At 56.7% G+C, this 18,567-nt stretch carries 15 protein-coding genes; 6 read left to right on the forward strand and 9 right to left on the reverse strand.

The window, feature by feature from the left end:
* Nucleotides 1-1,554 precede the first annotated feature (1,554 nt).
* From GEV38_RS12830 to GEV38_RS12840, 3 genes are read left to right on the forward strand one after another with little or no spacing between them, the layout of a single operon-like run.
* Complete coding sequence (locus GEV38_RS12830; protein ID WP_014861263.1) at nt 1,555-3,939, forward strand: ABC-three component system protein; 2,385 nt, start codon at nt 1,555-1,557, stop codon at nt 3,937-3,939.
* Complete coding sequence (locus GEV38_RS12835; RefSeq protein WP_012052680.1) at nt 3,929-4,498, forward strand: hypothetical protein; 570 nt, start codon at nt 3,929-3,931, stop codon at nt 4,496-4,498. The genes GEV38_RS12830 and GEV38_RS12835 overlap by 11 nt, the downstream gene beginning before the upstream one ends.
* On the forward strand, nt 4,491-7,280 hold the full coding sequence (locus tag GEV38_RS12840; protein ID WP_012052679.1) for an AAA family ATPase: 2,790 nt from the start codon (nt 4,491-4,493) through the stop codon (nt 7,278-7,280). Before GEV38_RS12835 ends, GEV38_RS12840 begins: the two co-directional genes overlap by 8 nt.
* An 87-nt stretch (nt 7,281-7,367) precedes the next feature.
* Here the strand turns inward: GEV38_RS12840 and mobH are convergent, their stop codons facing one another.
* A complete protein-coding gene (gene mobH, locus GEV38_RS12845; RefSeq protein WP_014861265.1) occupies nt 7,368-9,080 on the reverse strand; it encodes a MobH family relaxase in 1,713 nt (570 codons plus the stop codon).
* Nucleotides 9,081-9,304: 224 nt separating this feature from the next.
* On the opposite strand from mobH, the gene GEV38_RS12850 reads away from it, so the two are divergent.
* Both GEV38_RS12850 and GEV38_RS12855 read left to right on the forward strand, forming a co-directional pair.
* Nucleotides 9,305-9,499, forward strand: a complete 195-nt coding sequence (locus GEV38_RS12850) for a hypothetical protein (protein ID WP_024086914.1) — start codon at nt 9,305-9,307, stop codon at nt 9,497-9,499.
* Between the two features lie 124 nt (nt 9,500-9,623).
* Nucleotides 9,624-9,989 carry a histone-like nucleoid-structuring protein, MvaT/MvaU family gene (locus GEV38_RS12855; protein WP_004575622.1) on the forward strand — a complete coding sequence of 122 codons (366 nt, stop codon included), beginning with the start codon at nt 9,624-9,626 and terminating at the stop codon, nt 9,987-9,989.
* A gap of 86 nt (nt 9,990-10,075) precedes the next feature.
* Here GEV38_RS12855 and GEV38_RS12860 read toward each other — a convergent pair whose 3' ends face one another.
* The 7 genes from GEV38_RS12860 to GEV38_RS12890 all read right to left on the reverse strand — a co-directional run bounded on the left by GEV38_RS12860 (nt 10,076) and on the right by GEV38_RS12890 (nt 17,100).
* Nucleotides 10,076-11,014 carry an ArdC family protein gene (locus GEV38_RS12860; protein ID WP_012052676.1) on the reverse strand — a complete coding sequence of 313 codons (939 nt, stop codon included), beginning with the start codon at nt 11,012-11,014 and terminating at the stop codon, nt 10,076-10,078.
* Nucleotides 11,015-11,099: 85 nt separating this feature from the next.
* A complete protein-coding gene (locus GEV38_RS12865) occupies nt 11,100-11,516 on the reverse strand; it encodes a hypothetical protein (RefSeq protein WP_012052675.1) in 417 nt (138 codons plus the stop codon).
* 203 nt (nt 11,517-11,719) lie between these two features.
* Nucleotides 11,720-12,085: a DUF3085 domain-containing protein gene (locus GEV38_RS12870; RefSeq protein WP_012052674.1), complete on the reverse strand. Its 366-nt coding sequence runs from the start codon at nt 12,083-12,085 to the stop codon at nt 11,720-11,722.
* 832 nt (nt 12,086-12,917) lie between these two features.
* Complete coding sequence (locus tag GEV38_RS12875) at nt 12,918-14,456, reverse strand: conjugal transfer protein TraG N-terminal domain-containing protein (RefSeq protein ID WP_012052673.1); 1,539 nt, start codon at nt 14,454-14,456, stop codon at nt 12,918-12,920.
* Nucleotides 14,457-14,465: 9 nt separating this feature from the next.
* Nucleotides 14,466-14,771: a hypothetical protein gene (locus GEV38_RS12880; RefSeq protein WP_012052672.1), complete on the reverse strand. Its 306-nt coding sequence runs from the start codon at nt 14,769-14,771 to the stop codon at nt 14,466-14,468.
* Nucleotides 14,768-16,123 (reverse strand): integrating conjugative element protein, encoded by a 1,356-nt coding sequence (locus GEV38_RS12885; protein ID WP_012052671.1) that lies wholly within the window; start codon nt 16,121-16,123, stop codon nt 14,768-14,770. Before GEV38_RS12885 ends, GEV38_RS12880 begins: the two co-directional genes overlap by 4 nt.
* Entirely contained in the window at nt 16,123-17,100 is a 978-nt protein-coding gene (locus GEV38_RS12890; RefSeq protein ID WP_024086916.1) for a TIGR03756 family integrating conjugative element protein, read from the reverse strand. The genes GEV38_RS12885 and GEV38_RS12890 overlap by 1 nt, the downstream gene beginning before the upstream one ends.
* A gap of 478 nt (nt 17,101-17,578) precedes the next feature.
* On the opposite strand from GEV38_RS12890, the gene GEV38_RS27690 reads away from it, so the two are divergent.
* Nucleotides 17,579-17,794, forward strand: coding sequence for a hypothetical protein (locus GEV38_RS27690; RefSeq protein WP_024086918.1), 216 nt, complete (start codon nt 17,579-17,581; stop codon nt 17,792-17,794).
* On the opposite strand, the gene GEV38_RS12895 is transcribed toward GEV38_RS27690, so the two are convergent.
* Nucleotides 17,748-18,476, reverse strand: a complete 729-nt coding sequence (locus GEV38_RS12895; protein WP_012052669.1) for an SOS response-associated peptidase family protein — start codon at nt 18,474-18,476, stop codon at nt 17,748-17,750. The two genes, GEV38_RS27690 and GEV38_RS12895, sit on opposite strands and share 47 nt — an antisense overlap.
* Nucleotides 18,477-18,567: the final 91 nt, after the last annotated feature.

The raw sequence follows: 18,567 nt of genomic DNA on the forward strand, positions 1-18,567 counted from the left end.
GATTTCTGACACGGATCAGGATGGTCGTCGGCGGCTTTTAGTGTACGTCAGACCCGACTCACTAGGAGGTTGCCTGGATGATTGGTTGCCTGGGCAGTGCGCCAAGGGCCTCGTGAGATTTAGCTGCGTCCGTCCTTCGCGGGCCGCTCTATCTATTAAATTGGTCGCCCGGGAAAGCCTGATGCCTGCTTTGCACAAGCTGAAGCTGGCTGGACTGTCGGCCGTGCAGCTCGACAGCGCTTTGGTGTGCAGCCTTCGGACTCGTTGTACCAGCTGATCGAAAAATGCGTCGAACTCTATTCTCAGGGACCGCCCCTTGCATGGGGTGCAAGGGGTCGAATGTTCGAATCACTCCGTCCCGACCAAAATACTCCAGAAAATCCAGTCACTTAGCGGTGACTGGATTTTTTTATGGCTGTTCGTTTTTTGTGGTTAGCAATTTTGCCCCACTTTTTGCCCCACCGAATTTCAGTTGCCCCTTTTTCGAAGATTCTGAGTCGGCAGAAAATTAGGCACTCGCACCTACTCATGCAGAATGGCCTCTAGCCGACAGCGGGGGAGCGACTTGATAGTTCGAATCCCTACGCTTCCGCCATTATTCCTCATTAAAGCCCTGATTATTCAGGGCTTTTTTGTGTCTGATCGGTTTTAGCCCATACCCTAGCCCATACTTTGGGCGCTGGCTTTCATTGGGCTTCCTCGGAATTTTCTGCCCAACGGTTAAGAACCTGCTGCGCCGTGCATTTCCCTTCCCGGGGAAATGAGCCGGCGAACATCAAGGGCTAAGCTTTGGAATCAGGTGCAGGAGGGGGGGGGGTGCGATCATGCAGTCCTTTCAAAAAATCGCAAAACCGACCACATAAGGGGCGCTGGTTTTTTGCGAAAATTTAGTCCTCGGTCTTCTTTATCCAGTGGATTTAGCCGCACGTTTCAGGCTACTGGGCTCATGAGATCCGTAGGTTGGGAGCAGTATTCCAATTCACGCGTAGTGCTGTTGCTATCTGAGGTCCATTTGCTTCTGCTCTTAATGGGCCCCCATAGGTCTACTGTGCAGTTGTCCTGCTGAACTCATACAGCGGGGGGCGGCACAATCTTCCTATGAGCCGAGTCGGCATAGGCCTACTTGAAGTCACGCTGCCTACTTGGCAGCCGTTGAACGCCCGCCCGAAAATCGCGCTTGGTTGATCATTAGCTAGCCAGGGATGTTGTAGGCGGCGCCATACGTACTTGCCATCCTCTTGCACATAACGCTGGCGAAGGCGTGGTGCTTAGTGGCTTTCCGCAGATCGCATGGACTTTAGTGGTTGGCAGCGAACAGGTGGTCCCTTTAAAATGATGTTTTTTTGCTATCAGTGAGATGTGCCCGGTTGCGCTATCGCAGGAGGTCACGCTTTAAGCATACCTGCGCCGCAGGATTTCGTGGAGAAGCGATTAGCCAGCCCTAGCCCTATAGGAAACGGGCTTACCATTCGCTAATGAGTTGCTTGCGAAAGCATCGCTACGTCTCTCCGGCATCTGCTTCCGTGTGGTCGAGTCATTCCTAGGAGCAAGAGTTTGACGACTATTGATGTGCAATTTCATAGCGATGAAGAGGACCGCAAGCTGCGGGAAGAAAACCCAAGTACCCCTGAACTCTTCGCGTTTGACTGCGGCCAGCTGCCTTTCGAGCGAATGGGGGACGCCCATTTTGAGCTTCTCCTGGCAGACCTCTACGCTGCACGAGCAGACGATGGTTCAGAGGACTGGTATGACACTGCCCGCCGCCTAAATGACGGGGCCGATCAGGGGCGCGATGTCATCCTGCTCGAGGATGGCCGTCCGGTTGGCGTCATTCAGTGCAAGCGCTACAACGGCATCGTCTCTCTTCCCATGGTCATTCAGGAAATTTGCAAATTCTTCCTTTATGCGACCATTAAGCCTGGCATCGCCTCCGCTCCAGGTGAGCCATTTCGCTATTACGTTGCAGTATCTGATCGGGCAGCTGGTAAGCTTTTCGAATTCCTGCAAGGGAGCGGCAGGCAACGTTTCGTAGACCTTAGAGCAGAATTCGAAGAGAAGGCGCTAGCCGCTCGCAAAGGATCCGCCACCCTTAGAAAGCATCCTGACCTGAAAGATCTGACACAGGAGCAGCTGTGTGATTTGGTCTGGGCCAGGATCGACAACCTGCAAACCACCCTGCACAAGAAAGATGACCTTTCACGGTTGGTAGGCGCCTATCCTCGCATCAAGTCGACCTATTTCAAGCTTGAGTCCGATTCGGCACAGGTCGTTGGTGAGCTGAAAGCGTTCCTCCAATCACGGAATCTGATGGTGAGTCAGGAGGACGAGGAGCTCATTTCCGGAATCCGGACTGAATACATCAAGTTAAAGCTGGGTCGCAATCAGCGTTTCAATCTGGGGCTGTTGCAAGGCGTAGAGCTTCTGCCTTTCATGCGAACCATGCTCTTGCCCAAGGCAGGCACGCTGTTCAATAACTTTGGCTCGCTTCCCGTGATTTTTACCGGCGGAGCCGAGGCGGCAGATCCGGGCGACTGGGCAGAACTTCACCAGCTTGTCGAAACATACGATAGCCAAGCGGTGGTATTCGTAGGTTGCGGTGGCGTGACTGGGGCTCAGCTTGCTGCCTGGAAAAATTCAGATGACATGATTTGGATTGATCCAGAGTGGGATCCGGCTCCGCTCCAGAACTACAGGGCCGGTTGGTGTTGGGTCAAAGATCCTACACAGGGTATTTTCAACTGCTATGTGCTCGTGGAAAACGAGACAGGCCTGGCTGAGTACGGGCACGGTAAAGTGTCGCTCCGTCTAGCATTTGACGACGTTGTCGTCTGGCCGACCTTGGGTAACGATTTTACGAACCCGATATCCAATGCCAGGTCTCAGTTGCGTCGGATAATGGCTAGCCAAAATGAGGACAGTTCGAAGCGGCCTAATCTTGTCCTCGCATCCATTAGCGTCACCAGCCTCGAAAAAGTATTGACCTCGGCCTCAGATCACTATGGCCAGCGCATACACTCGACAATTGCCACGGCGATTGCCAACAGTAACCGTGTCGAAGCGTGTCCTACAGAGCTGTACAGTGCCACTGGCATCTTTCCAGCGATCGACGTCGAGTTCGCGACCCGACCAACCCCTGCAACCGTTAACCCCTCTGGACGTGTTATGCGTCGGAGCACCAGTGGTGCTCTTACATTCACTCTCGACTGGAATGCAGATGTGACCCTGGCTGCAGTAAAGGCGCATCGCTTGGTTGCGGGGATAGTTACAGACGATATGCATCCGATGTCGCTTGAATTTCATGAGCTCTTCAATCGGTATCCCCCATACCCAGGCTACCTGCCTGCAGTGAAAGCAGAGCTGGATCTGCTCGATACGTTGGTGCAAGGCGCAGGCCTGCCTGACTACTCGGGTTTCACCTACAGAACTTGGTTTGGTGTCAAAGCGGGGGAGGATTTTCCACTGGAGGCGCTCTGCGCATCTGGTGAAAGCGTTATGAGAACCGTCCAGGCACTGAGCTATCTCAATGTACCACCCGCCAGCCAATGGGTCTGCTCGCCCGACCTGCAGGGACATATCCGGCATGACGACCCTGTGCATGGCGAGGTCAACCTTATGGCTTGGGCAAACAGGAACTATCCCGTCAGACAAATGGAAGGTGACCTGTTCGACTGGGCTCGACAGCCGATTGTGCATCCGAGCCTCATCGTCTTCGCGCAGGGTAGGGGGAACGTCGCGGACAAAAAGCCCAGCGATGGGCGTTACGATTACACCAGTCCGCCTGCCCCCAAGGGATCAATCACTGAACCCGCGATTGCAAGAAACGTTTATATGTTCAGTTTGGGCGACATTGAATCGGTGTATGACGACCCGTCAGCTCCTTCACCCAATCAGTTCATGCAAGATATTTTTGTTCGGAAGGGGAAGTTAGATGCTCAATGAATTGACTGAAATCATAGGGCGTCGAGCTGAGGATGCCGGCTTCTCCAGAGCCTCCACTCAGCAGTACTTATCGGGCAGTAATCAGAACTGGCAGGATGGTGCGATAGGGAATGAACTCGGGTATTGGGAGTCGTCCTTCGCCTCTATTTTATTGGTCAACATCACCACTGAGACCGGTGTCGATGCGATGCGCCAGGCCAAGATTGCAGAGACGTTCTTGGATGCCGCGATTGTCCAGCGCGAGCGCTCAGGTCTCGTTATTGACGGCTACCTGGTGATCGCCGCTACCGAGGTGAATGATCAGTTCAAGGCGTTCATCCTTGATATCGAGAGAGATATCAGATTTGTCAGAAAGCATGTTGTTACCCGGGGTGATGAAGGTTGGGAACGCTATGAGCGAATCACTCCGTTAGGCCTGGAGCGTATTGAAGATCAAGGGGGTGCGGTAGTCTTTTCTTCCGAGAATACCGACTATCTTCAGCTTGTAGAGTTACTGGCGGAGGTGGACAGTCAAGAGCTTGCCCAAATTCATGGTAAAGAATGGAATCTCAATGAATAACCTGCCCATCAAATTCCTTGCCGTTACCATCCAGAATTTTCGGGGCATTCCGGATGAGTTGGTGGTGCCGTTGGATGCACCTTTAACCGTCATCCATGCGGCCAACGGCACAGGTAAAAGCACCATTTGTTATGCCTTGGAGTGGTTGGTTACCGGTAAGGTCGATGATCTGAACGGGGCAGCACTGGAATGTCAATGGGGTAAGGGTGCTACTACAGTCTCGGCAAACTGTTTGATTGACGGAAAGCTTCACGTACTTACCCGAACCAATACCTCCCTGTGGATAACCCCCGACGGCGAGAAAAAGAAAAAAATTAACGATGAGTTTCTTCTGGGGATGCTCACGCCTACGTCGGTTTCGGGGAAAAGTACCATCGCATTGCGAAAGGCCAAGCGTGGATGGTTGCGCAATAGTCGGTGGCTTTACTCGAACTCGCTAGCATTGTTGATTGATAATAATAAGGCCGACGAGCGTCAGCAAATCTTCGCTGACATACTTGGTTTTGGTCATCTCACCAGTACCTTGCGAGATCTGCGCGATTACAGGAAGGCACTTCCCAATACGAAAGGGCTAGCGGACAAAGTTTCGGGCGTGAAGGCTGAAATTGAAACGCTCAAAGCCTCCTTGGCCCTTAGTTCTCCGGCCAAGGAGGCCGCGCTAGACAACCTTGAAGCTATTTTTACGGCGTTTCCACCAGCAGTCGAGGGAACCATTCCTGAGCGGCTAGAGGCAGCTCAGCTGCGTGTTAACTCGTTCAGCCAGAAGCAACAGCGAGAAATGGCAGTGCTGAACACCGTGTATCAGCAGTGGACGCCGTACCACGGTTCTTTGCAGCAAATTGAAACTCTTCGTCAGTCAGTTGATGCCCTGACGCAGGAGCAGAAAAAGGCGAGCGAAGATCACAGTGTTCGAGCATCAGAATTGTCCGACGCCCAACAGAAAGTGTCTGACGCTCAGCGGTCATTAAAATGGGCTGATGACAGCCTGCTAACCTTCCATGGGTGGCAAACAGCTACTAGCGCTCAGGGTGTGGGAGGGTATTTTGAGCAGATTGACCGAAGCCAAGCGGAACTTGAGGCGGCGGGTTTTGTAGAGCTGGGATGGAGTTCTGATCGGCAAACGGAGTGGAAAAAGGCAATTGCTCTTCTGTCCGCTAACTTCCAAAAAATTATGGAGCTTGAGCGTCAGAAAAGTGACCTGAAGGCGAATCCTGTAGCGCCTGCTATCGACTTCGACGAAAAGGCACGCCTGGCTGATGCGGCAAAGAATATACGCATTCGAGCAGAAGCAGACTTTGACGCATATACTAACGTTTTGGGTAAGTTAAAGGTTATGGGCAGTGAGTTCGCTCATGCTCATGATGACCCTCACTGTCCGCTCTGTAATTATAATTGGCCCACCACTGCTAGGCTTCGGGAAGAAATATCCTCGAATATGGAAGTGCTTGCACCGGCTCTTGAAGCTGCCTCAAGTGCACTGACGTTGGCTCGTAAAGATGAGCAGGACGCCATTAAAGCCCTGGAGTTAGCTACGTCGCAGAAATCGGCGTATGAAACTTATTTGGCTCGATCTAATTCCGTGTATCAAGAGCTGCAGTCGTTTGCAATCAGGAGTACGTACTTCGAAACGATGAATGTTCAAGACTTCTCCGGAATGAACATGGACGGCCTTGCTAATATGAATCGCAGGGTAACCTCTGCAATTCAAATCAGCGGAATTTTTGAAAAGCTTTCCGAAGTAGAGAAGTTTTTCGCCATTACTCCGGCGAGCGGTGCGGCAACACGGGTATCGAGCGCCGTCGCAAGCTTGGGAAGCTACAAGAAACATTTTCAGGATCAATTCGACCAATACGAGCCGGCGAGAGCTCGCCTCGTTCTGGCTGTACAAGGACTTTTACAGGCCGTTCAGTCCAAGGCAGGCGAGATCGCTGGTCTCAACGCGAACATCGCTGCGGCGGTAGAGATCTCCAGCAGCTTCGATTCCCATTGGCGTGAGCTTTTTGGTGATCAACCCGTGTCAGTAGAGTCCTACGACATCATGCGTCAGCAGCTGGGTCAGCGAGGAATTGATGCAACGACATACACCAGCATGCTTGATCAATGCAAAGCTGTGGTGAGCGTTGATGCCGACTCGGCGAAGTTGAAAAAGCTGGAGCAGGAACTGGTTCAATTGACCAGCAAGCTCAGAATCGGCACAGGCTATATTGCTGATGCAGACCTGGCGATTGAGCAGTATGCCTTGCATGTAAAGGACTTCACTGCCTCTAGCCTGAAGCCCCTGTTGAGTCCTGCAGCTGAGCTGTTTTCCAGGATGCATGCCAACGAGGTCTACAAGGGGCTGGGCGTTTCAGAAGGCGAAGACGCATTGAAATGGACAGTCTTCGCCGAGGGCCATGAGCCTGCATTGGACGCAGAAGGGAAGCTTAGCCAAGGCCAGCGCCAGGATCTGGCATTGTCGCTATACCTAGCCAGGGCTCGGAATACCGGGGGAAGCTTCTTCCTCGATGAGCCAATCGCGCATTTGGATGACCTGAATCGCGTGGCAATGCTGGACATTTTCCGGCTGGTGGCCACCTCGATGCCGGATATGAACTTGATCTTGACCACTGCCAGTGATTCGCTGGCCCGGCACATGGCTCAGAAGTTTTCGAGCATCACCGACCGGCACCTGTTGAACATGATTCATTTGGAGGGGAACCCCCGCACCGGAGTTAAAATGACAGTTCAGGGCAATGCGGCGGTGCCAAATAACCCCGGTCAAACCGAGAGCTTGAGGGAGTAGCCTTAGCGGATCCAAGCCGATGAAGCGTGGTGACCTTTAGGATTTCCTCGTCATAGAGTAGGTTTGCCCTAGCCACGCTCTCAATCTTCAAAACTGTAACTTTAGGAAGGGGTTGTCTGGAGGTGGCGTCAGACCAACGAGATTGACATTTTGCAGGATGTAGCCATTAAGGGATGTGGTTTTCCGCGGGCCTCGTACAGTGCAAGTCCAAATGTTCTGGCTATTGGGCTTTCTCAGATGAGCATCCAGCTTTTCAAATTCGCGTTGAATACGTCGCCAAGGTTCTTTCTGAGCCGCGCCGTCAGGCTGCTCTAGATGCTCGGCTGCGTAACGCTGGAAAATGCCCGGAGTGACCAGGAAAAAAGTGCCATCCACGGTGTGGACCTTTGCTTTGCTGTCGTTGACCAGTAAGCGATGTGTGTGGATTCCGTCGCGCAGCCACTCGAGAAAGGCAAGGCCCACGGAATTCTGAGGTGGCGCAGCGGTTGATTGCAGGCTTCCCGTGCTTGATCCAGTTTCGAGCTCGCCTGGCACTTGCAACATTTCCATCAAATCGTCGAGGTAGTCGAAATCCTGATTCAAAAGCTCGGGGTCGTGCTGTTTTGGTTTCGGGGCTACGTGCGGCCGATCTGGGGCTGACTCGCGGGCTTCATGAGGTGGCAGGGAATCGCCCATCATCGACTCAATCGTTCCGTTGAAGCAGTCTGGCCGAGGTTCATCGGCCCAAATCAGGCTCGGTTTCAGGCGGAGAAAGGTAAAGCGATGCTGCCAGTCCCCGTCTGTGACGGCGGCGCTCCACACCGCTTTCCCTTTATCTGTCTCATCCACCAATCCATGTGATTGCAGTTCATCGAACATGGCGATGTTGGAGGAGGGAATACCGTCCACCGATTGGGCCAACAGGTAGGCACGCAGCCTGTCGGTCGCGGTTTTGCTGACCAACCACAGGTGGTCAACAGTGAGCCAGCCGGCAGCACCGGGCTGGTTGAGCTTGAACTCGTTTTTGACCAGGTGGCGTAGCCCCATGAGCAGGTGATGCTGCAGCGAATGTTTAGGTGCCTGCAGTGCTTTGGTGGGGTTGGCCCCAATGTTCTGTGCCGTGGATACCCGGTCTGCTTGCAGCACCAACTCCCCGAGTGTGCCGGCCTGCTCGTAGTGGTCGGCCAGCAAGGACAGCAATTGTCTCCACAATTCTGGGTAGCTGCTGAGCCAGTCAAGCAGCGTGGGCGTCAAGATCTGCGTATACAGCAGCCCAGCGGCGGCACCGTGCAGTTGGTAATCCCGGTCGGGGACGTAGCGGAAGCGGTAGGGCTGATTCAAAGGGCCGTGCCAGGGGTGCCAGCGGTCACCATTCTGGTACTCCACCTGGAGATCGACGGCGATTTTACCCACGTCATGGAGCAGGGCGCCATAGGCAATGGCGGCGCTCCAGGCATCAGCCTGCGCAGCCTGGTCTTCCGGAGCGGCACCACCGGGGAGCAGGTAGGACTGGCGCAACTTCAGGCTGCATGCCACCAGCTCCAAGCCGTGGTCGAGCATGCCACCTGGGTAGGCATGGTGATGGCTCTCACTGGCCGGTAGTTGCTGTACATAGGTGGCGTAGCGACGAATCGGTTCGAGGTAGAGTTGTTCGAACTGTGGCGGGGAGAGGGCCGTGTACTGCCAGATGCGAGCAAGCAGCTTTTTTCGATGGCTGGCAGCGAGCAGTGATTCCGCCGACAGTGGTTGATGAAAGCCCACGGCGGCGGGGGTGGACTCTTCGGGAAGGCCTTTTTGCGGTTTGAACCACCAGCGTTTCATCGCAGTACCTGTCTTGCGTTCAAAAGGTCCTTTTGCCTTTTCGGATAAGCCTCTTACCCTTGCGCCCCCTTCCATTGACACCATTACCCTTTACCGCCTTGGCCTTTTTCGCGAGTGCGATAATCCGAAGTCTGGCGCGTCGGGTTAGCCGGCCGATCGGCGTGGCCGACCACTTTAGAGTGGGGGTAGACTGCCCAGCATCATTTTTCTGAGCTGTGGCGCTGATGACGCTGAGTGATGCTGTATTGATCGTGCTGCTGGCGGACCGGATTCATGGCACTGATGCTGCCATTCGGTCTGCTGCCAAGCGCTGTGCGAAAAAGTTGCCGCGCAGCCAGCGCGACATCTTGTTCAAGGTTGGCAACAGCGCGGCGCCTCGCGAAGTGGTGGCGCATCTCTGCCAGAACTTGGCTGACTGATCTGTCACAGAGTTTTGCAATTGATAAGCTTGAAGTGACTCTTAGATTGGGAATTAGTACTCGGATATTGAGTGTGTCTCAGTTAGTATGCCTTCACGTGTCTCATACCTAGGAAAGATTTCTCATGTCCAAACTTGCCGAATTTAAAGCACTGGAAGCGCAACTGGCCGCGCAACTTCAACAGCTGGATGCGATGAAAAACGATTCTGGCCTGAAGCAGGAAATTGAGTTTGAACAGAAGCTGAAGGCTTTGCTGGAAGAATACGGCATGAGCCTGCGTCAGGTGATCACCATTCTGGATCCGTCCAAAGGCGTAAGCGTGAGCGCCGCAAGCGCGTCGAGTGGCGCTCAGCGCAAGCCACGCGAGGTCAAGCGCTACAAGAACCCGCACAGCGGCGAGGTCGTGGAAACCAAGGGTGGCAATCACAAGATCCTCAAGCAGTGGAAGCAGGAACACGGCTCGGATACCGTCGAGAGCTGGCTGCAGTAATCGACTGCGCATTTGCAACGGCCGATACACGGCGCTGCCGAAAAACAAAGGCCCCAAATCGGGGCCTTTTTGCTAGTTGATGGAAATTACGCCGTGAGTCGCTCCGGCGCTTCTGTGGTGCGCTCGGCCTGCAGTGCCAGCAGGAACTCCGAGGCCTCACGGGCCTGGCCACTGGCGCGGAAGATCGCACGCTTGTCTTCCTTGAGGATCTTCAGCCAGGAGGCCAGGTACTCCTCGTGGCGTAACTCTCCCTGGGTGGCGGTCAGCGCGCAGAGAAACGCTGCCCCCATCTCTGCAACCAGTTCCTCGAAGGCATAGGCTGCGGAGCCAAACGCGTGCCCGCCGGTGATGCCATCGCGGTTCAGGCGCGATCGATGACCCGACCAGTGAGTCAGCTCATGCAGGGCCGTCGCATAGTAGCTGCCGACGTCTTCGAACTGGGCCTTGGTTGGCAGCTGGATGCGATCACGCAGGGGTTGATAGAATGCGCTGTCGCCGTAGCAATGTTCGATCTGTGCGCCACTGGCTAGCAGCAACTGCTCGGCTGGGGCATGGTCGATAAATGCGAGCGGCTCGGTGTGTTCAGTGAGGCCTGGCTCCTCGTCAGGCAGACCTTCGGTCTGCTCGATGTTGAACAGGCAGTGCGTGCGCAAGAGGGCGAATTGCACCATCTTGATATTGCCCTGGTCATCGCGAACGACCTGACCGTCCTCGTCGTGCGCCTCCTTGCTCATCGGTTTGTACAGCACCGCGAGGGTGGATTGCTCCCCCTTGCGTACATGGCCACCAGCTTTGCGTGCCTGGTTGAAGGTCAGCCAGCGATCCTGGGTGAAACCTCGCAGGCGCGCCTCGGCCCACAGCAGTGGAATGTTGATCCCGGCGTAGGGCCGCCGGGTGATGGCGTTGATGGGAAAAGGGGAGTCAGCACTGGAACCGGTGGTGGTCCAGGGTTTGATCCAGGGAATCACGCCTTGGCTCAAGGCGCTGACGATCTTGTTGGTGACATCCAGATAGACATCTGACATGGCGTTCTCCTGGCGTGTAGGGGGAACGCTGCCCAGCCGGGAAGGGTTCCCGGTGGGGTAGTCAGGCAGTAGCGGTGCTACAGGGTTAGAGGGCTGCGATATCTACTACGATCTCACCGGGTAGCCGGATGAGCAGAAAAGCCGGGCCCCTGTGTGGCGTGATGCGAGCCAGCTGAAACTGCGGCAGGTGAGCAGATACTGAAGTGCCGTTGTGCTGCAAGCGGTCGAGTTGCAGCTCGATGGGGCAGTGTGAAGCACGCGGTGCTGAAGTCAGCACGCTGTTGAGCAGGTCTGCCAGGCGCAGGCCTGACTGTCCAATCGGTTCCTCCCCTGTGGCAGGTTCAATGAACTGCTGCCAAACGCCTGGGCTCAGTACCACCGCATCGGAAAAGTGCTTCATCCTGGACATTGGGACCTCCGCGTAACTGATCCCGCGCCACCTCATGTGAGGTTTGTGCATGGATTGGCTCAATCCGAACAAGACATTGAGCAGGGTGTCCATGTATTAAACCGCGTTTGGACGTGAGGTCAATTTCCGGCCGTGCCTCCAATGGAGCTCTCTATCCAGGGTGTTCCAGCGAAGACATCCGACCTTGTGTTCCTGACAAACGGTGATCTTCAACCGACTGAAGAATGATGCGAAGGGCGCCCAGAGAGGCCCGGTTAAGGTGCCGCCCTGGGTCCGCGTGGAACTCGCCTCTGCGTTCAAGATTTGCCTGCGGGATCAACCTCGGCGGCGAGGTACAGGTGGGTGGAGGTGGCCTCTACCACCAACGATCCTGCAGTGCCGCGAAGGCTGGCGAGGACAGGATCATCGATGTCGAAGTACTCGGCAAAATCATCGCCGCCGAATTCTTCGTGGGCCCGATTCCACCAGGTGTCGAAGTCGTCGACGTTGGGGTTGCAGCCAGTGGCATAGGCCACGCGTTTGCGGCCGCCACCGTCCGGTTTGCTTTCGCCGATCTCGGACATGAGGTAAACACCGTGGTCCTTGACCAGTATCAGTCTGCAACCATTGATACCGGCCTCGGCTAACACGGCGTGAAGTTCAGTGCCTGTGAAACGCAGCATGATGAGATCCTCCAGAGGGTGCGGAGGAACGCCACCCGTGTGGGAGAGTTCCCAGCACTGGAATGGATGTGAGTAGGGTGCAACGAAGACGCAGGTTCAGTGAACCTGGGGGATTAAAGAGCGTTCATCACCGGGGAACGGTGACCATGCGAGCTGCCGAACGCGAATCGCATTTCGGGGTAACCATCACATGCGTGACGTAGCCTCAAAGGTTATGGCTACCTGGGATGCCGGAAAAACCAGCGATTGCACAAGTGGTTTACCAAGCGAACCGATATTGCGTCAATGGCGCTTTTCAGTGGAGGCAATGTTCCCTATCCAATGAGCACCACCGGCGATAATCCAGTTTGTCCAAGTGATCAACGGTCATGGAATTCAGCGACAGAGGAGTAAGCTAAAGCTTGGATCCAAATTAACGATAGTGGTTTGGCCGCAAGCGCGGTGATGGGTAAGGGAGGTAATCAAATGTCGACTCCAGCTTCTGCCAATTCCGGCCGGACCGGTCTCGGCAGGTTTCTCATTCGCACTGCGGTTGGTGCTGGTCGAATGATGCAACGACTCGAAACGAAAGTGCTGCAGTCTCGCATATTGGTTTCAGTACCTTGCGAGTATCGGCGATTTGGCTTGCAGGTTATCAAGTTGCTCCTCGTCCTTGCGGTTGCGTCAGTTGCACTTTTCCTTGCGATCGGAATGGTCGCTCTCTGGGCTATGGCGGCACTGCCCATTACGACGTCCGATGATGAGGAACCTGGCGTGCATCAGGTCAGTCACCCTCAACATCAACACAAGTATCCAGAGCTGTATGACGAGTACGGGTCGCTCAAGTAGAGTCTTATTTGAGTTTCTGGACACCTGTCATTAGCTGTGATGAGCCTCTTCCTGCTTGTGTCTGAGCGGCCTCTGTTCCACGAGTAAGAAGGGTCTGGATAGCACTTCCCACGTTGTATCCCGCCCAACTCATTGCACCGATAAAGATCATGGGTAGCAAAACAAACATTGCGCCCATGACGTACTCGATCACCTGCGCGGTGACCGTTCCGTCCATGAAGCCTGCTGTCGGCAACGACAACAGCGCCTGGTCTGAGACCGATACCTGATTGTACAGCGTTTCCAGCATGCTTGAGTCGATCCAGCGTGCGAGCTCCCACCAGAAGGTGAGCATGTGCAGGGTGAACAGCGCGAATGTGATCGTCATGAGCGCCTTGAGCTGGTAGGTGCTGATCAGCAGCACCAGTGGCAGACTGATGATCGTGCCCATGATCAGAAAGGCTTGGATCATCGGCAAGGCCGCGCGCAGCGCATTCATCGCCGGGAAGTTACTGAACGAGCCTAGGGCCAAACCGGTATTGGTGGCCAGGTTGTTTAGCCCTTGCGTCAGCGATCCGCCCCTCGCGCTACTGCCATAGTCCTGGAACACCTGCCCAGGTGCCATGCTCAATGATTGCTGCCGTGGGCTCACCAGCTCGCGCAAGGTGGCGTCTTCGACCTCCGTAGAGGTGCGCCCGGTGAGCCAGCCCCGCAGCTGCGATAGCAATGAAGGATCAACAGCGGCCACCAAGCGGTCGCGCAGTCCGATCGTGCCGTCGCTCCACCACTGTTTGCAGGTGGGGTAGCCGGCGCCGCTGTCGAGCTGAGGCAGAGAGGTGTCCCGGGTCTCGTCGTACGGCCAATCGACTCTGGGCATTCGCGAGCGATCGGTATCGTAGTAGCCCGGTGTGTTGAGTAGGTAAGTCGAGCCAATCCAGGACGCGTCGTAGCTCTGCGACTCGTCCAGCTCGGGGCGATTGGTGAACAGCCGCGAGCGCGAAAAACCGTAGCAGTCCCGGGTGAAGTCGGCGACTTCCTGTAGCAGCACCTGGTCGTTGATCCGCGAACTATCGATCTCCATGCGCATCGCCCGGATGTCGGGCGCGCAGGGAATCGCCGCGGTGGCAGCGGCGGTGATGCCTTTGCTCATGGCATGCACTAGGAACCACCACACCGGCACGTTCGCTGACTTCTCGCCGATGGTGTTGAAAGTCGTGGCCCAGGCCGTGTCGGCGGGCCTGGCCATTGTGACCCCACAGCGCTGGCTCGCGGCATCGTCAAACGTCACGGAGGACAGGTTCAGCGGGAAGAACGGCATGCAGCCGAACATAATGACCACGTAGCTCATCCACAGCCGGTTCTCGACGCGAGGGATCGACAGTAGGCCCTTGTTGCCTTCGTCAGCACCCTGTTGGCGGGCCGACAGCCATTCCTGCAGGATGACCGCACCGAAGGGAGCGGCGAACAGCCCGGTATCCACCAGCGTATTCCAGATGCCGTTGTTGATGATCCAGGCCAGCAGCGACAGGTAGTACTCAAGGTAGCTGTTGGTGCTCATGTTCATGGCTGCACCTCACAGGCGAGACAGCTCGACCAGGATGATCGAACTGAAGCCGATCAACCCCAGACGCTTTAGCCGTTGCTGGTCCACAGGCGTAGCTCGCATACGCAACGCTGCGGCCCAACCGGTGAAGATCAGGGTGTACAGCAGGGCGCGCCACCACGCGAAGTAGGCGGCAGTTGCCCGGGTTGGTGCGAGCCAATCCAGTTGGGCGGCGGGCAGTTGTAGTGCCATCCAGGCAATCAGCAACATGATCAGCATGGCGCCGATGATCAGCAGCATGTGGACGATCAGTGATCTCATAGATGACGTGATCATGGCGTGCTCCTCTCCTGTTCAGCCCGGCGCAGTCGGTCCGGCATCGGGTCGCGCTGATCGATGCTGCGCGAGGCGTCGGCACCACCGGCGTGGCGATCGAGGACCAGGCTGGCGGTATTAGTGGCCAGCGACTGGCGTACCTGCAGCTCGGTTTGCAGCAAGCGGATCTCCCGTTCCAGGGTTTCGACGTTGCTGTTGAGGGCGGTAGTGGCGGGCTGCGCCGATGCCACGTTCGGTTCGTGGCTGCCGGCGAACAGCGTGCGCTGTAGCAGCATCGCCTTGTAGATCACGCTGGACAGCGCGGTCTCACTGGCCAGGCGCCGGGCCAGCAAGTTCTGGTCGGGGTCATCGCGCAGCCCCTCGATGACGCCGCGGGAGACCTGCAACAAGGGGCTGGAGACCTTGCTGAGGTTCTCTGGGGTAGGCTGGTCGGCGCGCGAGACCATGTGCTGCAGGCCTTCCAGGTGTTCCGTGTAGGTTTCCTGGATCAGCGGCGACAGGCCCGTACCGGCGGTTACACGCAGCGTCTCGCAGTCGTCACAGGTCTCCACCTCAGTTTCACCGAGCACCCGTGTCGCCCATTCCGAGGCCTCCTCGGGGCTCGACCAGGCTTGGCAGATGGCGCCATTCTGGCAGCCCGAACCAACGGCCGAGGTGTCCTCGACGGATCGGTTGTGCAGCAGGTTGTAGCCGGCCTTTACCACATCCGAAGTCACCCGGATGGGTTGCTGTCCATTACCCCCGGCTTTCTGCCCACCGACCCAGCTGACGCCGTTGTTGCCGTTGTTCGACTCGGTATCCTTCACCGCCATTACGGCATCGCCGCCGGACTGCTCAAGGTTGTGCTGCATCTCCTGGTTCTGGGCCAGCGCACCCCATCCGGCCTGGTCGACCTTGTCGGCCATTTTTGCCGCCATCGCCTGGCAGGTGAGCTTGGAACGATCGAAGTCGATGCGTCCCTGCAGCACGCCATTACTCAGCAGCTCATACAGCCCAGGGTTGGCGCGCTGGATGATCATCGCCGGCAGCGACATCACCGCTTGTGTGGCGTTCTGGATGACGTTGCCCATGATCTGCTGGAAGCCCTGGGTGGCACCATTGAGCTGGTTCTGCAGGGTGTTCGAGAGGTTCATGTTTCCGCACATCATGTTGGCCCGCCAGGACATGCCGACGCCGAGGCCGTTTGGACGGTAAAGCGAGGAGGGCGCTCCTGCCGCGGAGCCGCCGCCGATGGTGTACATCACGCGGTCATCCAGGACCTGGGCTTGGTCACCGAGGTGGTAGCCGTTCTCTGCGGCATGGCCTGCGGTAGACACAAGGAAGCACACCAACCCGAGCGCGAGGTTTTTCATCACTGGCCTCCATCAAAGTCAATGCTGAACAGAAACGTCTGACCCATGCGCTGGCAGCAGCGGTAGGGCCGCCACAGCGACCAGGCATAGGCGCCGTCGGCGCTCTGGATCGTTGGGCTGGGGAAGATGGCGCAGGTGTTCTGGATTACCGGGACCAGCAACTGCCAGCGGTGGTTGTTGACGTTGTTCTCCATCACCGGCTGCGGCGGCCAGTAGCCGGGAGCCGGCATCGGCTGCAGCGGTAGATAAACGTGCGGCTGGCCGACACGGGTAATGAAGTCGCTGGCGCGCTGGGCCATCACGGCAGCCGCCTTGAAATCATCGGGCTGCACCAGAAAGCCGTGTCGCGGATACACGCTGCCCCACATGTCTCCGAGTGCCTGGTTGCCGATCTCGCGCATCCCCGGGACCAGTGCCTGTGGGTAGACGGACTCGGGGATCGCCTGGCGCCACGCCAACGGGTCGAGCGTGCTGAGGTAGTAGGGCGCAAACGGTACGGCTCCGCTTGGGCACGCATAACCTAATGTATGCGCGAGAGCTGTGAGGGCTGCACCGCCGGGATGGCCAATGCCGTCGACATTCTTGAACCTGGGCAGGTTATCGCGCTGCGGCGAAGGCGTAATCAGGTTGCCCCCCCCTTGTGACGCCGGCGTCGGCGTCGACAGCGCCGACATCTCGCTCCAGGGATTGGCGCCGGTGTCGGCATAGCTCGATACCACCAGCTCGGGAATGAAGTGACGGATCTTCGGTGAGGTTCGCACCGTGCAGCCGAACGGTGTGCACAGCAGCCAATAGCAGATGCCGACGACCCGGTACTCCAGGCACTGCAGCGAAGTGACGGAGGCGATGACGGTAGGAGTGGTCAATGCTAGGCACTGCTCGGCGGCCACCAGCAGAGCAGTGGCGGTGAAGGCACGGCCACGGCGAGCCTTTCTGGATTTCGGCGCTTTGCTTCGAGTGAAGACGGTGACGTTCATGGGCAACGCTCGGCAGGTGGCAGCGGTGTGCATCCATGCGCCAAGTTTCAGCATCCCGTATCCGAGGCAGTTGGTGGGCGGACAAACTGCGGCCAGGACGATCGTTTTAGGAGGTAGCCGGCTAAAGGGGGCTGATAAGGCAGTATGGCAGGAGTACAAATGTACTCATGTGTCGCGCTATCGAATGTTGTGCGCGATGGGGCCGAGGTGGTCGTTTGGCGTTAGTAATAGGAGCAGGGTATGGACGAGCGCACTCTTTGGGGATGCTAGACGCCGGTGGAGCGCTCACCCCGCAGGCAGTTGACGTTTGGCGAGAGTTCCGCGCCGCTGAGGTAGGCCCGGCATCTGAGGAGGAAGTTGTCCGGCAGCGATTATTGGCTGATACCCTCTATCATGCAGCTGTGGACTTTCAGCTGATCAAGTCAGGCCAAGCCGTCCATACCGTTCATTGAACAGCCAAAACTGAGGATGCTTTGTGATGGGGAATAGACCGCCGATTCTGTATCCAGACCATCCAATGTATACCGATGCGGCAGAAGCGCTGAAGAACTATCACGAGGCCCTGGCCGCTGGCGAACCGCCCCTTGAGGTCGAACGGCTCCGCCAGATCGCCGAGTCGCAGTATCAGGCTGTAAATGAATACCAACTCAAAGCTCTAGGTCGCCTTGGCGGCCGTGGCGGTCCTGCTCACTAACCGGCTCAATCAGCTCTGGCCCTTGATTGCGCACGTTACCGACAGCCTTGCCGACCGGGTACCATCGAAAATTCTCTGCCGGGCGGCATCCCGTCTCTATGATCGCCGCAGCGCGTTCGGGCGATGTGCCTGGGTCCAACCATTCCCTTGCCACATCAGGTGCAAGCACCAGAGGTTTTCTGTCGTGGATGTCGACCAAGCCTTGATCTGCAGCTGCAGTGATAACCACGAATCCATCGCGGTCGTCCGGTTCGATTCCCTGGTGCACCTGCGCAAGTGCGCCGAAGAAAAGCGGGCCGCCGTCGGCGCTCGTGATGTAGTACGGCTGCTTTCGCTTGGGGTCTGCTGGGTCCGGGATCCACTCGAACCAGCCATTTGCAGGGGCTAGCGCTCTGCCGTCTGGCCACAACCCCTTGAAAAACCTCCCCGTCATCACCGTTTCTGCTCGAGCATTGATCGGGTCGGGACGCTTCCCCTTCGCCCAAAATGGCGACCATCCCCATTTGACGCGTTCCACACTCAGGCCTTCTCCGATCTGGCGAATGATTTCGACACGCGTCGAAGGCGCCACGTTGAAGCGGCTGAGTGGCTCGTGGTCATATCCATTGATCACCACCAGGTCCAGCGATAGCTGGCGCAGGTAGTGATCCATCGACTCATACATCGAGTACCGTCCGCACATAACCCGCCTCTCGCTTGTCAGAATTTTCACCGCCCAGGATTGACCGGGCACCCAATGCCATATCTACTGTATATGCATACAGTTTGCATTG

Origin of the sequence: Pseudomonas sp. 13159349 (assembly GCF_013305685.1) — a bacterium.
Taxonomy (GTDB): Bacteria; Pseudomonadota; Gammaproteobacteria; order Pseudomonadales; family Pseudomonadaceae; genus Aquipseudomonas; species Aquipseudomonas asiatica.